Origin of the sequence: Ignatzschineria cameli, from assembly GCF_003121895.1 — a bacterium.
Classification (GTDB): Bacteria; Pseudomonadota; Gammaproteobacteria; order Cardiobacteriales; family Wohlfahrtiimonadaceae; genus Ignatzschineria; species Ignatzschineria cameli.
The window spans coordinates 20,306-35,426 of sequence record NZ_QEWW01000008.1; the positions used below are offsets into that span (position 1 = coordinate 20,306).

10 protein-coding genes are annotated in these 15,121 nt (G+C 42.1%); 5 read left to right on the forward strand and 5 right to left on the reverse strand.

All coding sequences use genetic code 11. The features are described 5' to 3' along the window. Window positions 1-143: 143 nt before the first annotated feature. Window positions 144-776 carry a hypothetical protein gene (locus tag DC077_RS08895; RefSeq protein ID WP_109202402.1) on the reverse strand — a complete coding sequence of 211 codons (633 nt, stop codon included), beginning with the start codon at window positions 774-776 and terminating at the stop codon, window positions 144-146. After that, complete coding sequence (gene recC, locus DC077_RS08900) at window positions 769-4,530, reverse strand: exodeoxyribonuclease V subunit gamma (RefSeq protein ID WP_109202401.1); 3,762 nt, start codon at window positions 4,528-4,530, stop codon at window positions 769-771. The genes DC077_RS08895 and recC overlap by 8 nt, the downstream gene beginning before the upstream one ends. 524 nt (window positions 4,531-5,054) lie before the next feature. Between recC and DC077_RS08905 the strand changes: the two genes are divergently transcribed. Further along, window positions 5,055-6,272, forward strand: a complete 1,218-nt coding sequence (locus DC077_RS08905; RefSeq protein ID WP_109202400.1) for an aminotransferase-like domain-containing protein — start codon at window positions 5,055-5,057, stop codon at window positions 6,270-6,272. A gap of 133 nt (window positions 6,273-6,405) precedes the next feature. Here DC077_RS08905 and DC077_RS10895 read toward each other — a convergent pair whose 3' ends face one another. Beyond that, entirely contained in the window at window positions 6,406-6,573 is a 168-nt protein-coding gene (locus tag DC077_RS10895) for a hypothetical protein (RefSeq protein WP_157953526.1), read from the reverse strand. A 468-nt stretch (window positions 6,574-7,041) separates the two neighbouring features. Here DC077_RS10895 and DC077_RS11100 point away from each other — a divergent pair, with 468 nt between their 5' ends. Together DC077_RS11100 and DC077_RS08910 are read left to right on the forward strand one after the other, a co-directional pair. Further along, a complete protein-coding gene (locus tag DC077_RS11100) occupies window positions 7,042-7,167 on the forward strand; it encodes a hypothetical protein (protein ID WP_275663937.1) in 126 nt (41 codons plus the stop codon). Between the two features lie 392 nt (window positions 7,168-7,559). Then, the gene (locus DC077_RS08910) at window positions 7,560-8,171 is read left to right on the forward strand and encodes an IMPACT family protein (protein WP_109202354.1); all 612 of its coding nucleotides are present in this window, start codon (window positions 7,560-7,562) and stop codon (window positions 8,169-8,171) included. Window positions 8,172-8,248: 77 nt separating this feature from the next. Here DC077_RS08910 and DC077_RS08915 read toward each other — a convergent pair whose 3' ends face one another. Next, the gene (locus DC077_RS08915) at window positions 8,249-9,043 is read right to left on the reverse strand and encodes an endonuclease/exonuclease/phosphatase family protein (protein WP_109202349.1); all 795 of its coding nucleotides are present in this window, start codon (window positions 9,041-9,043) and stop codon (window positions 8,249-8,251) included. 747 nt (window positions 9,044-9,790) lie between these two features. Here DC077_RS08915 and DC077_RS08920 point away from each other — a divergent pair. After that, window positions 9,791-13,276, forward strand: coding sequence for a pyruvate carboxylase (locus DC077_RS08920; protein WP_109202348.1), 3,486 nt, complete (start codon window positions 9,791-9,793; stop codon window positions 13,274-13,276). 536 nt (window positions 13,277-13,812) lie between these two features. Then, window positions 13,813-14,223, forward strand: a complete 411-nt coding sequence (locus tag DC077_RS08925; RefSeq protein WP_239990252.1) for a hypothetical protein — start codon at window positions 13,813-13,815, stop codon at window positions 14,221-14,223. 291 nt (window positions 14,224-14,514) lie between these two features. Here the strand turns inward: DC077_RS08925 and DC077_RS08930 are convergent, their stop codons facing one another. Continuing rightward, window positions 14,515-15,021 (reverse strand): hypothetical protein, encoded by a 507-nt coding sequence (locus tag DC077_RS08930; protein ID WP_109202347.1) that lies wholly within the window; start codon window positions 15,019-15,021, stop codon window positions 14,515-14,517. Window positions 15,022-15,121: the final 100 nt, after the last annotated feature.

Sequence of the window (15,121 nt, forward strand, 5' to 3'; positions counted from 1 at the left end):
TGGGGATATCACTGGGTATATTATTGGGTATATGGAGGTGTCGATATAACTTCTATATATAACTTCTATATAATTTAATAATATCTTCATGCGTCTATTCGTCAATTCGTTCATTCATATATCTAGACATCTATATGTCGGTGTTATTTATCGCTATTACTCCCCTTAGCCGTTGTACTTTTTCCTTTTTTAGGAGAGCTCTGTTTTGGGGAATGATTGCTGTTTGTCTTATTGAGCGTCACTCTTCGCTTTTTTCCGGTTGAATCACTCTCTTTGGAGAGATTTTTCGCCTGACTCGGTTGCGTGATCTTCTCTTTTACTGTGGTGACTTTACTCTTTTTAACGGTTAGTTTTGATCCTGCCGTCGGCTTGATATTGCTTTCTCCCGCTTTAGGTGTTAATTGGCGTGTTGATTGGCGCAAGGGAGTTCTTTTGGTAGCACGTCCTTTTTTAGGAACGACTTGGGCGCCCACATTACTGGTCGGGCGAACCTTTCCGCCAACTTGCTTTGCTTTAATAATGCTCAAGAGCGCTGAAGCGATAAAGAAGAGGGAGATGCCACCTGCTAAATAGTAGCGATAATCGGCAAAGATATAGCGGAAATTCCCTTTAAAATTAATATGGGGAAAGACCCATAAAATCAGGGGTAAGAGGATTGCTAAAATAAGCAGATGAAATTTAGGGGGGATAAGAAGCCAGACGCCAGTAATCCCATCATAATCATATTTTGATGTGGGGTATTGCGTCTCTTTTAGTAGCTGCTGATCATCATTCATAGGTTACTAACTCACGAAGATAGTGGTGATAGAAAAGGAAGAAAGCGAGCATCTCTTTAGGACCATTATCGAAAAAGAGTCGCTCAAAGGCTGGTTGAATCGTGAGAGATGATTTTACCCTATTTAAAAGGTTTCGGGTAGCGATCGGCAATGAGTCGATATAGTGCTCATCTTGCAGTATGAGCGCAAAGGTTTGTGGCGACCAACTATTTTGAGAACTATTTCCAGTATTATCTGCTGAGTTATCTTCAGCCCCCTCTTCAGAACCACCTTTAGAATCGCCTTTAAAATTATCCCTGATTTCATCACTAAAGAGTGGAAGCATCTGCTGCAATAATTCTAATGCCTCTAGGAATGAGGGATCGATAAAGGCGGGTTTATAATCTTTCGTATAGTAGAAAGGAATCGGTGCGCTAATTCCATAGAGAAAGCCATCAATGAGATGGGTCAGGAGTTCAGCTGCATCACTTTGTGGATAGTAGGGGAGACGATGCTCTTCAATGCTCTCTTTTTTACGGGAAAAGTAGACAAGATTCTCATCGAGCTGATCAGTCTCTTTGGTTGCATGATAGAAGAGATTGGTAATGGCGGCAGCAATTCGCCGTTTTTCATTAAACTCGCCAACATCCCACATAATGAGCAAGCCTTCAGGGTTGAGTTCCGGCAACTGTCCATAGAGGGTAATCCCACTTTGGAAACGCTCACTGCGCCACTGCCCATAAGGGTATTGTGCATTTAATAATTTTGTAGCAAGAAGGATGGGGAGTTGACGCTTCTCCTCCCATAGCAGATCACCATAGGCAAATTTGGGGAGTGACCCTTCTAAGCGATAGCGCTTAAAGAGCTGTTTGGCATATTGTGCAACAGTCACTTCATCTGTTTTCTCCTTGTGAGCTAGTACCTCTTGCAGTAGATCATTTGTGACGCGTTGGTTGAATTGATAGAGCTCTAGGTGATTCTGAATAGAGAAGATCTCATCATCTTCAATGGTATTACTTTGACTACTATAGGCGGGGATTGTTAGGCGATGCTCGGCAAAATATTGGCTCGGATCTTGGTAAAACTTAATGAGCGTATGAAGGGAGATCTCAGTCAATGGCGTCAATTCCTGAGCCTTCTGATAGTTCTCTATCAGTGTGTGATATTGATAGGGTGCATGGTAGAAGTCGGTGATATCATGGGAGAGCGCCCATTCACTCTGAAAGCTTTGAATTGGTGAGTCTGGGGTGAAAAGCTTCTCATTATAGGGTGCCATAGGATGCTCAAACGTAATGCTTTTGGCTGGCGATTGCTGATCCTCTGTTTCGGCGATTTGATCGATATAGCGAAGTAGTTCATCGATTAAAAGTGAAGGGAGACGCTCACTATTATCTTGAATAGAGCGACCGATATAGCTGAGATAGAGAATCTCTTTTGCCGAGAGAATCGCCTCTAAGAAGAGGTAGCGATCATCACTGCTTCGTTGGCGATCACCGCGCATGCGCTGATACTGCATTAGATCGAAGCTATGATGAATAGAGGCTTTAGGGAAATCTGCTTGATTCATTCCGATCATAGCTACCATCTTAAAGGGGATGGTTCGCATAGGAATAAAGGAGCAGAAGGTGATCTTCCCTTGAATAAAGTTCTGTTCAGGCTTCTCCTCTAAAAGTTTCTGTTCTAGAAGGGGAACGAGGGCATTGAGAGGCAGTGGCGTGGTAAAGTCGAGAGAGATCGCTCCAGATAAGATGTTTTGCCAGATCTTTTGGGTGAAGTGGAGCTTATCTTGATGGGCTGCAGAGAGGGTAAAGAATCGTTGCCAAATCTCCGGCAGAATAAGAAGCCATTCGGCAATTGTTCTTGCACCCGTTAATCTCTCTCTTGTTTCGATAAGAAGGTCGATCAGATGGCAGAGTCGTCCTAAAATTTCTGCATTTTTCCCCTCAATATAGGGGTAAGGAAGGAGCGCATGTTCTGCATGATGAAACTCTTTTTCATCAAGATGCATTGCACTATTAAGCGCTTTATCGCCCCTCTTTTGTTCATCGCTTATTGTGTGTAATAGAGCGGTGCGCGTCGATCCATAACCGAGTAGCATTCGCTGCAATCCCCAGCGCCATGTATTGATATCCCACTCAAATTGATCATTGTAGGGGAGTGCTAATTCTTCTGTGAGATGGAGTCCATCGATCGCTTGTTTAATATTGACATCACTAATCCAAAATTGAATGAGCGCAATATCAGATTCGGAAAAATCAAATTTCTCCATAATCTCTGGCAGTTGAAGGAATGTTAAGAGATCACTCGCTTTAAATGCGCTTTCAGGTAGTGCGAGAATCTGTAAGAGAGCCGAAAAGATTGTATCGCTCTCTTTAAGGCTGATATCGGAGATTGAGTAGGGGAGATAACGTTCTTTCGGAGCGCTTCCAAAAACAGCATCAATAAAGGGGGCATACTGCTCAATATCGGGGGTCATAACCACGATCTCTTCCGGTGAGAGATCGGGATTTTCATTTAATTCTCGTAAAATCTGATTGTAGAGCGCTTCTACTTCTCGCATCGGGCTATAGTTGATATGTAGCTGAATAGAGCGATCATTACCAGAGAGTCGAAATGGCTCACTTTCTCGAAGTGGGCGAAGATGGTAGATCTCATGCTGAATCTTAGAGAGAAGGTTATTCACCTCAGGCTCAGCGAAAGCTTCCGTAATATTGAGCTCTAGTGTGCCATCATATTGTTGTAGCAGATGGAGATGATCTCGGCCGACTCTTCCTAATGAGGCAAGAAGCGGATGACCGTAGCTATTTTGCCAATGTTCATCGAGCTGATCGATTGCTGCCGGCAAGTGGGGTGCGAGGGGATCGACAGCGCTCTCATGTTGGGTGAAGAAGTTGTAGTAGTTGAAATTAGGGGAATGACCTTTAATCAGATCCCCCCAATAATATTGGGATGGATTATTGAAGAAGAGATGAATATCGATCACTTTTGAAAATTGAACGATTAACTCTAGAAAGAGTGGGGGAAGCGAGTTGAGCCCAACAATAAAGATCCGTTTAGGAAGATGCGCTTTAATATTGGGATCTGCCAATTTCTGCTCAATAAGGGGATGCATCATGCCTAAGTGGCGCGGTCTACCTAAACTATTATAGAGGCGCTCAAAGAGGGAAGCTTGCCACTTTTCAAGATTGGGGGGGAGCGATTCATCAAAATGGGGCGGTGCTAGTTGACCTTGACTCCAGGCATTGATCCATTGACTTCGATAGACAATATATTTATCAAAAATCGCGGCAAGCTCAGTTGCGAGATGGAGTATGGCTCGATATTGCTCTTCCGGAAGTCTATTATCATCCGCTTTTAATGCTGCTATTTCGATCTCTGTTTGCTGCTGATACTTATCGAGATATTGCAAAATGGGTTGATATTGTTGCTGTTCACGCTCATCTCTCGACTCAACAATCTCTTGTAAAATTTTGACTAATGGCCAAAAGAGTTGATCCTGGGAGAGGCGCTCAATCGGGTGCTTTTCAAGTTCCTCCTTGGTAAAGATTCGCTCTAGAAGGTTGATCAACATTTTGGAGGGTAGCAGAAATTCCGCTTGAGTTAAGATCCCGAGCTGTTTTGCGAGCTTTATCTGCATCCATCTTGCCATCCCAAAGTTTTGGACCAGGAAATATTCCTGCTCAAAAGGGGAGTCTTGTGGGTCTACTTGAGTAATATAGCCGGCAATATATTGTAATGTATCGAGATGATTGGAGTAGTAGAGATGAAAGCTCATAAGAGGAGATCCCCTGCATAATCGATGAATTGGTAGAGAGAAAGCGGTCTCTTTGACCTTATTTATTGTGTGATCGAAATGGGATTAAGCAGTTGTTAGTTGCTCTTAGTTGGGGTTATATCGATCAGATTCATTTTAAGAATTGTGCTAGATAAAAACAATTTTGAGTGATTTTACTCGCGATTTTTTCTTCCTTAAAAAAGTCCTTCTAAGGTTGAGTTTATCTGCTACATTAGTATAGCAAAGTTCATCATTTTCCGACCGATATCTCATTGACGGGATCAATTTTGATCTGTTCAATCAGGTATTGAGCGCATTGATGTTGCTTAAATGAATTTATAGAGATGAGTTAGAAGTTCTATATTTTATATATACCTATATATGCCTATGTATACTGATAGATACCTGTATATAAATTATCAATAGATAGTACAGATAGTACAGATAGTACAGATAGTATAGATAGTTACAGGTAGATACACTTTATTAATTAAGACTAGAAAATTGAGGAGTAGGAGCTGATTATGGCTGGAATCGAAAGTTTGTTTGCAAAGCGAATTCAAGGATCGCAAAGCTCGATAGTGAGAGATCTTTTACGATATAGCAAGATGCCGAATATCGTCTCACTTGCGGGGGGAATTCCGGCAGCAGATATGTTCGATATGGAGGGGATTAATGCCGCTCTTAATGAGGTGATTGAATCGAAAGAGGTCAGCGCCTATCAATACAGTACAACCGATGGTGAGTTGGTATTGCAAGAAGAGATCGTTAAGCTGATTCAAGATCGTGGTATCGATGCTGCGTGTGATGAGATTGTGGTTACAAGTGGATCACAGCAAGGGCTTGATCTTATCTCGAGAACCTTTCTTGATGAAGGGGATGTGATTTTAGTTGAGCGCCCAACTTACCTCGCTGCAATTCAAGGTTTTAAATTAACTGGTGCGACAGTTGAGGATATTGAGGGTGGTCCAGAGGGATTAAATATTGATGCTTTAGAGGCGCGTCTTGCAAAAGGGCCGATTAAAGCACTCTATATTGTACCAACCTTTGCTAATCCTACGGGATCTACACTCTCTTTGGAGAAGCGTGAGCGTCTCTTGAAGTTAGCGATGGCACATAACTTTGTGATCTTTGAAGATGATCCTTATGGAGAGATCCGTTTTACAGATCAGCTTGCCAAGCCGATCTACTCCTTAGTTAAGAGTGAAGAGGAGAAAGAGCATATTGTTTATCTCTCCTCATTCTCTAAAGTGTTGGTACCGGGGCTTCGTTTAGGTTTTATTGTTACAAGTCGTAAGATTAGAGAGAAGATTGTAATCTGTAAGCAATCGGTGGATCTCCATACCCCCGTTTTATCGCAACTGATTGTGGCAAACTATCTTAAGAGTGGTCGTCTTCAACCGAGAATTAAGGAGATCTCTAAAGCCTATCAGGAGCGTTGTCAGCATCTGATCGATTCTTTAGAGAAGCATACTGATGGAAAGATCACCTTTGAAGCGCCAACAGGAGGGATGTTCCTTTGGGCTAAATTGCCAGAAGGAATGAGTGCGACCGAACTCTTAAAGCATGCGATTGATGCTGAAGTTGTCTTTGTTCCTGGTGCTGCATTCTATGTCGGTACGCCGGAAGATAATACGCTACGTCTCTCCTTTGCAACGGTGACCGAAGAGAGTGCAGAAGAGGCAGGAAAACGTCTTGCGCTCGCTCTTAAAAATTATGAAGCGGCAATGGCGAAAGCATAGTAAAAGTCGTGATAGATAACTAAGAGCGGTCAGCTTATTGTAAGTTTATTGTCAGCGAGATCAGTAGAAGGGCGAGTGTTAAGTCTCGCCTTTTTTCATTCTCTTTTGATCAATGATATTTAATGAATTATTCTTAAGAGAAGCTGTGGGGTGGCGGGAACCGACTATTTCGTTCTTTTAACCCCTGCATGCCAGCAATCGGCATCTTCGATACCGATCTTAATGGCACTAAAGTCATACTTCTTGCCGGCATGGGATCGATAGAAGAACATTGAATAGTGAAATCCGGCAACTCATCCACCGCTCTTACTTCAATAAATCAATCATTTTCCGACGATGGAAGATCGCCTACTGCCGGCGTGTAGTCTTTGGAAGAGCGCGATAGTGAGATCCGGCAGCGTTCAGCTTATTTCGTTTTGATCAATGATATTTAATGAATTATTCTTAAGAGAAGCTGTGGAGGGAACCGGCTATTTTGTTCTTTTACCCCCCGTATGCCCGCCAATCGGCATCTTCGATACCGATCTTAATGGCACTAAAGTCATACTTCTTGCCGGCATGGGATCGATAGAAGAACATTGAATAGTGAAATCCGGCAACTCATCCACCGCTCTTACTTCAATAAATCAATCATTTTTCCGGCGATAGAAGAGCCCCCACTGCCGGCGCGTAGTCTTTGGAAGAGCGAGATAGTGAGATCCGGCAGCGTTCGACCTATTTCGTTTTGATCAATGATATTTAATGAATTATTCTTAAGAGAAGCTGTGGAGTGGCGGGAACCGACTATTTCGTTCTTTTAACCCCTGCATGCCCGCCAATCGGCATCTTCGATACCGATCTTAATGGCACTAAAGTCATACTTCTTGCCGGCATGGGATCGATAGAAGAACATTGAATAGTGAAATCCGGCAACTCATCCACCGCTCTTACTTCAATAAATCAATCATTTTTCCGGCGATAGAAGAGCCCTCACTGCCGGCGCGTAATCTTTGGAAGAGCGAGATAGTGAGATCCGGCAACTCAACAGCCTCTCCTATTTTAATGAATCAATTTTTTTGGGGATGATGGAGTATCGCCTACTACCGGCATGTGATTTATGGAAGTACGCGATAGTGATTTCCGGCAGCGTTCAGCCTATTTTATTCTTTTCATCCCTGTATACCCGATTTCTATTTAGGGATAGAGAAGGGTCGCGATATGGTATAATCACTCCCTATTTTATTGATTCTCTTTACAGATAGCGGTGAAGAGATTGATCGAGTTGTAGGGATTTTGGGAGAGTGCAAGATGAAGAGTGATCAGTATAAGACGATAACTGCCATGAGTGAAGATGAGTTTGTAATCTCACGTAGTCGCTTTATCACTTTCGCTCTGCCGGTCAGCTCTGAAGAGGAGATCGACACACTGCTTGATGAATATCGTAAACGTTATAATGATTCTCGTCATGTCTGCTACGCCTATGTCTTAGGTGAGCGCTATGAACATTATCGAGCTAATGATGATGGAGAGCCCTCTGGATCTGCCGGAAGACCTATTTTGGGGCAAATCCGCTCCTTTGAGTTAACTAATGTTTTAGTAATTGTCGTGCGCTATTTTGGCGGGATTAAGTTAGGTACGGGGGGATTAGTCTCTGCCTATCAGGAGGGCGCACGTAATGCACTACAGAGTGCAAATATTGTAACGAAAACAATAGGACTCGATGTTACTTTCACTTTTGACTATCCGGCAACGAATGAGGTCAATCACGTGATCAATGATCTTAATGCAACTAAAGTAGCAGAGAATTATGGCGTCAACTGTGAAATGACGCTAAAAGTTCGTGCAAATGATTATGCAGAACTATTAGCCCGTTTAGAGAAGATCGATACCCTCTTTATCTCTCATAAGCATGAGCTTTAATTTATTACCAATTACCAATTACCAATTACCAATTACCAATTATCTATTACTCTATTGAACCCATTACCGACTATTTGTTAATAGAGTCTAAAATCGACTAAAAGAGGGTTGTGATCGGAGGCATCGGTCTTAATTACTTCACTTTTTTCTAGACGTAATCCACGATAGAAGACAAAGTCGAGTGGGGAATTAAAAAAAGCCTTGCGATAATCATCATTAAAAATCACCGGTTTTAACCCCATTCTTCGAGTGAAGAGATAGAGGAGATGACGGCGCTTGCGACTCCAAGTATTAAAATCACCGGCGAAGATGACAGGTCCATTATGATTGATAACATGTTCAGCAATCGATTGAATCTGTTCGCGGTAAATCTTTACCCCTAAGCTGAAGTTGACTGAGTGAACATTAACGACCATCAGAAGTCGCTTATCATGGAGCGGATAGACCGTAACTAGCGCTGATTTTGCTAGGCGTAAAAAAGGTTCTGTTGTTCGAAAAGGGCGGGAGTAGAGAGGATAGCTTGAGGCGAGTGTCATAACGCCGTAAGCATCTTTTGTAATTTCAATTGCCGGCACTTGATCCCCCACCAAAAAGTGGGTTTTAGAGAATTGAATCAGCTCTTCAGAGGCTTTTGCTTCCTGCAGGAGAATGAGATCGCGATCTTTTCCATACTCGGTTAAAATAGGCAGCCAATTCAATTTCTGCTGTTTATAGATATTCCAAACCATCACTGTTAGGCGATTATCTTTTGAGAAGGGGTAGAAACGATCAAGACGCGTCTCACCATGGAGTGTCTCCTTCCCATTCTGATTAGAGGTAAACCGAAATAGATGATTTTTGTGATTTGCCATAATGTAATCGTTAATCGTCATAAGTATGAGATTGAAATCTCAATAAGAAGCGACATGATGCGCTAAAAATAGATTGTACGCCATCTAAAGTCATAATTGAGCTCTACTTAAGGCTATAACTCAATATTAATGGCTAAGCATAAAATTTTACACGAAGTGGTAAATGATGGGAAATATTTACCTAAATAGTTCTCTGTTTGTAGAATTATTTAAAATTAAATAAACCTTATTTTATTGAATAATTTTTATTAAATCTGTTTTATCCCATTTTATTTTTAATTTCAGTTTTTCTTTTGTTTTATTTTTCTTCATTTCATTCAGTTTTTGTTTACAGGTTAGTGATAGATCAATTTTTGGTTGACCATATTGTGGTTAGCGCGATCATAGGTCAACAGCTGATTGGTGATAGGCTATTGCTCATTGTGATCTTTTGGCGCAATTGGCATCACGGATCACAATTATTATTCATCATAGTACTTAGAAGAAAAAGAGAGCGATTAGGCAATTCCCTTCGATTTATGATATATCCGCTACCTCTTTAACAATATATCCTTATCAATTTATCTAGTTTTAATGAATAATTGTGTCTCTTATTGTCGATTTAATCGTTAATTTTTTTATCAATAAGGAGAAAATATTATGAAAGAGAGGGGGTTTGTTGTATTGTTGTAGTGTTTGTGTAGTTTAAAATGTGAAACAAAATAGGTAGCGCCTAACAGAGGCAATATAAAAATATTAAAGTGACAAACTTAAAATGGAGGAAGACCTATGTCTGTAGAATCATCATCAGATAGAAAGATTAAAAAGATTTTAGTCGCGAACCGTTCCGAGATCGCTATCCGTATTATCCGTGCTGCAGCAGAGCTAGGGATTAAAACCGTAGGGATCTATGCGGAGCAGGATCGGCGTGCTGCACATCGATTTAATGCTGATGAGAGTTACGTGGTAGGCAAAGGGAAGTTACCCTTAGAAGCTTATCTCGATATTGAGGATATTATCCGTATTGCGAAAGAGACCAATACCGATGCGATCCATCCAGGTTATGGCTTCTTAGCGGAAAATCCAGATTTTGCCAAGGCTTGCCGAGAAAATGGCATTATCTTTATAGGTCCTTCCTATGATGTTTTAAATACTTTAGGAAATAAAGTAGCTGCTCGAAATGCGGCGATTGCGGCAGGTGTCCCTGTGATGCCGGCATCTGAAGCGCTTCCTCGTGATGAAGAGTCCATTAAGCGTATTGCGAAAGAGATCGGCTATCCGGTGATGCTAAAAGCGAGCTGGGGCGGTGGTGGTCGCGGAATGCGGGCTATCTATGATGAATCAACCTTGATGGATTCAGTACGTGAAGCACGCGGTGAATCTCTCGCTGCATTTGGAAATGATGAGGTTTACTTTGAGAAACTGATTGAACGCGCGCGCCACGTTGAAGTTCAGCTTCTTGGGGATCAACATGGCAATATTGTTCACCTTTGGGAGCGAGATTGTTCGGTACAGCGTCGTCATCAGAAAGTTGTTGAGCGTGCGCCGGCCCCTTATCTCTCTCAAGAGAAGCGTGAAGAGATCTGCGAAAGTGCATTGAAGTTAGGGAAGGCTGTTAACTACAGTAATGCCGGAACGGTTGAATTCTTAATGGATGCCGATACCGAACAATTCTACTTTATTGAGGTCAATCCCCGTATTCAGGTAGAACATACTGTTACCGAAGAGGTGACCGGTGTTGATCTTGTGAAGGCACAGATTCAGGTAGCAGAGGGTGCAAAGATTGGCTCATCTGAGATGGTTGTTCCTCCTCAAGCAGAGATTAAGCTAAAAGGCAGTGCGCTTCAATGTCGTGTGACGACAGAAGACCCCGCTAATAACTTCCTTCCTGGAACCGGAACAATTATTGCTTATCGCTCACCGGCAGGATTTGGGATTCGTCTTGATGGCGGAACAGCTTATTCTGGTGCTGTGATCTCTCCGTACTATGATTCACTTTTAGTGAAGGTCACAACCTGGGGCAATAATGATCTAGAAGCGATTGAGAGAATGGATCGTGCGCTTCGTGAATTCCGTATCCGAGGTGTCTCTACAAACCTCTCATTTGTTGAGAATGTGATCAATCACCCTAAATTTATTGCCGGGGATTATACAACCAAATTTATCGATCAAAATCCTGAGCTCTTCGATCTTAAAGAGCGTCAAGATCGATCGAATTCTATTTTGAAATTTTTAGGGGATGTTGCCGTTAATGGCCATCCTGAGTTAGAGGGACGCTCAATCCCTAAACACTTTATTAAACCGATCTTGCCACAAATAGAGAGAGGCGCAATAGAGAGAAGAGAGGGCGCGCCGGTCAAAGGTTCACGTGATCTTCTTTTAGAGTTAGGTCCTAAAGGATTCTCTGAGTGGATGCGAGAGCAGAAAGAGGTATTGATTACCGATACCACAATGCGTGATGCGCATCAATCGCTCTTCGCTACAAGAATGCGTTCCCATGATCTATGGGAAATTGCCCCTTATTATGCCAAATTAATGCCGGAACTCTTCTCTTTAGAGTGCTGGGGCGGCGCAACCTTTGACGTATCGATGCGATTCTTAAATGAGGATCCTTGGGAGCGCTTGGTTCGTCTAAGAGAGATGATTCCGGGGACACTCTTCCAAATGCTCTTAAGAGGCGTCAATGGGGTGGGTTATACCAGTTATCCCGATAATGTCATTCAATACTTTGTAAAACAAGCTGCAGAGAAGGGGATTGATCTTTTCCGTATCTTTGACTCTCTCAATATCGTTGACAATATGCGCATCTCAATCGATAGCGTTTTAGAGTCCGGAAAGTTAGTTGAAGGCACCATCTGTTATACCGCAGATCTCTTCGATGCGAAGCGTCCTAAATACCATCTCAATTACTATGTGAAATTAGCAAAAGAGTTGGAGAAGGCCGGCGCGCATATTATTGGTATTAAAGATATGGCGGGAGTCTGTCGTCCTGAAGCGGCAAGAGCGTTAGTAAAAGCTCTAAAAGAGGAGATTGAATTACCGATTCATTTCCATACACATGATACATCAGGTATGTCGGCAGCCTCAGTCCTTGCGGCTGTTGACGCGGGAGTTGATGCAGTTGATGCGGCAATGGATAGTCTCTCTGGATTGACGAGCCAGCCGCCGATGGGTTCAATTATTCATGCATTAAAAGGAAGTGAGCGCGCTTCTAGAATCGATGTTGATGCAATGCATCAGATCTCTACCTATTGGGAAGGTGTTCGCTCGATCTATGCGCCTTTTGAATCAACACTACGTTCAGGAACCTCTGATGTTTATAATCATGAGATGCCGGGCGGACAATATACTAACCTAAGAGAGCAAGCGCGTTCGATGGGGTTAGAGCCTCGTTGGAATGAGGTCTCTAAGGCTTATGCGGAAGTGAATCAATTGCTCGGCGATATTGTTAAAGTAACACCAAGCTCCAAAGTTGTTGGTGATATGGCTTTAATGATGGTTACGCAAGATATTACTGCCGAAGATGTATTAGATCCTAATCGAGAAATTGCCTTCCCACAATCTGTTGTAGGGCTCTTAAAGGGTGAGCTTGGTATTCCAGAGGGTGGATTCCCTGAGAATATCACAGCAAAAGTCTTAAAAGAGGAGAAACCGATCGAGGGGCGTCCTGGGGCGCATCTTCCACCGGTTGATCTAGTTGCAGAGAAGGAGAATCTAGAGGCAGCATTAGGCTATGAAGTCTCTGAGACAGATCTTGCTTCTTATCTGATGTATCCTGCGGTCTTTAAAGCCTTTAAGGCGCATCAAGAGAAGTATGGAAATGTCTCCAATATTCCTTCAAAAATCTTCTTCTACGGACCTGAGAAAGATACATATCATACCGTAGAGTTAGAGCAGGGTAAGGATCTCTTGATTAAGCTATTAGCGATCTCACTTCCTGATGCAACAGGGCATTGTAATGTCTTCTTTGAGCTCAATGGAGAGATTCGTGCATTCTCAATTCCTAAAAATGAATTAGCTTCCGACCTTCCTCTCAGAGAGAAGCGTGAGAAGGGAAATCCCTATCATGTTGCGGCAATGATGCCGGGCGTTGTTGGAACAGTTCATGTTAAAGTGGGCGATATTGTGAAAGAGGGTGATGCGATTGTAACCTTAGAGGCGATGAAGATGGAGACAACTATCCGTGCAGAAGCTTCTGGCGCAATTGAGCGCGTCCTTGTTGAGAAAGGAGATGTGGTTGAAGCAGAGGATCTGCTCGTCGAGATCGATCAATAACCATCACTATTCAAATCAATGAATTGATCAATCGAGTATCCATTGAGAATAGATAGTAGATGATTGATGTAGGGCAGCGTCTTTTAAGGGCGCTGCCTTTTTTGTGTCTGCCAAATTTACTTTCTTCTTGATTCCTATTTAATCCTACTTGATCTCTATGTGGTTTTCATTTGTGCTCTATTTGAATTCTATTCGAATTCTATTTGAGTTCTATTTGAGCTTTGGCATCATGGAGACTATTTTCTACTATCGTAGTAATGGTAAAATAATGTTAAAGTTAATGAATTATTAATGGATTGTTAGTGGAATGTTAATAAGTTATTAATGAATTATTGGGAGTTTAATGCTTAATCTTTAAGTCTTAATTTTAGAATTTTAAGTTGTTGAGCGTTGAGATCGCACTGTCAGGATCGGACGTAAGGTTTTGAAGGATTTTAATTTTGCGATAGGTCGCTACTACTTTGAAGTTGCCCGATTGGGCATAGAAGTGAGCATAGAAAGTACTTCACATTTACTTTAAATAGAGGATATTTAATATGAAATCGATTATGAAAGTTGCAGTTTTATCATCAGCTATTGTGCTTCTTGCTGCATGTGCGGTGACGCCAGCAGAAAAGGCGGCAGAGGCAAAAGAGCAAGCGGCACAGATGTTAGAGACACAAGTTACATTAGCTTCACAATGTAGTCCACAAGCTGCGGAGTTGATGAAAGAGATGCCGAATGTAGGTCACTTAACCGCAGCTGAACGTAAAGTTTTTGAGGCTAAATATGTCGCAGCAGTGAATAATCCGCTCTTCCAATCTTGCTACAATATGGCTTGGAAAGATTATCGTGAAGAGAATCAGATGCAAGCAGAGCAGATGGCTGCTTGGGCGAATGCTGATATGGCATGGGATAATGGGATGTTCTTCGATGGACCTTTTGCCTGGGGCGCTTGGGGATATTAATTCTCTTTCGTAAAAGTTATGTTAATCAAACTATTTTAATCAGCTGTTAACTCTTGATAGGTTGCTAGCAGGATAGAGTATTATAAGTGTTGCGACTCTATTGAAAGTTAAAGTTAAAGTTAAAGCTAAAGTTTAAAATTAAAGTTTAAAGGCAAAGTTAAAGGGAAGCGTAATGCTTCCCTTTTTATAATCTATCCTCTATCAGAGAGGCAAAGTATAAGTCCTAATTGCGATTATTCTCTGCGTAGACCCTTGTGGTGTATATTGTTGTGGATCTGCTCGATTTTGACACTAGTAGGCACCAAATTGGGCTTCTTTAAGAATCTGCAGAGGGTCAACTTTAGGAGTCTCCTCTTCAGAGGTCACCGCAATAACGGTCAGTTGGTCATTATCGCGCTTTAATCGCTGCCAGGTATAAAGTTTTTGTGGCACAGTAATGGTGTAGTAGATCTCCTCTGGTTGCGGGAGAATCTCAAGTATCTCTACTGTTGCTCCAGCAGGTGCATCAGCGATCAATCTTTCACTATATCGTTCAAGGGAATCTTTCGCTTCCTCTTCTGTTAAGTGGCTACCTGTTACCATTACTGTCATGTCGTGTCGGTTAGAGTATTGTGCTAAAAGCGTGCCTGCCGGCGCTTGTGTGGAATCGATATTTTTGTAGCTATTATCAAGATAGAGAGTTGCAATCCCTTGCTTGGCAATGATCTTCTCTTCCGACAGGGGCTTAAAGCGATCATAGATCATAAAGATAATGACAACGGCAATAATAGCAATGATAGAGGCTTTTTTATTAGTCACAATTGATATGTCCTTATTTGATAGACTCATTGAAACGTGTTTAGAGAGAAACGAATCGAGAGGGGTAAAGTTACCGAAAATAGTCTCATAAAGCAACTCT

Coding starts and splice junctions, on each gene's coding strand:
- DC077_RS08895 (WP_109202402.1), bottom strand. CDS start 776: ATGAATGATGATCAGCAGCTACTAAAAGAGACGCAATACCCCACATCA.
- recC (WP_109202401.1), bottom strand. CDS start 4,530: ATGAGCTTTCATCTCTACTACTCCAATCATCTCGATACATTACAATAT.
- DC077_RS08905 (WP_109202400.1), top strand. CDS start 5,055: ATGGCTGGAATCGAAAGTTTGTTTGCAAAGCGAATTCAAGGATCGCAA.
- DC077_RS08910 (WP_109202354.1), top strand. CDS start 7,560: ATGAAGAGTGATCAGTATAAGACGATAACTGCCATGAGTGAAGATGAG.
- DC077_RS08915 (WP_109202349.1), bottom strand. CDS start 9,043: ATGACGATTAACGATTACATTATGGCAAATCACAAAAATCATCTATTT.
- DC077_RS08920 (WP_109202348.1), top strand. CDS start 9,791: ATGTCTGTAGAATCATCATCAGATAGAAAGATTAAAAAGATTTTAGTC.
- DC077_RS08925 (WP_239990252.1), top strand. CDS start 13,813: ATGAAATCGATTATGAAAGTTGCAGTTTTATCATCAGCTATTGTGCTT.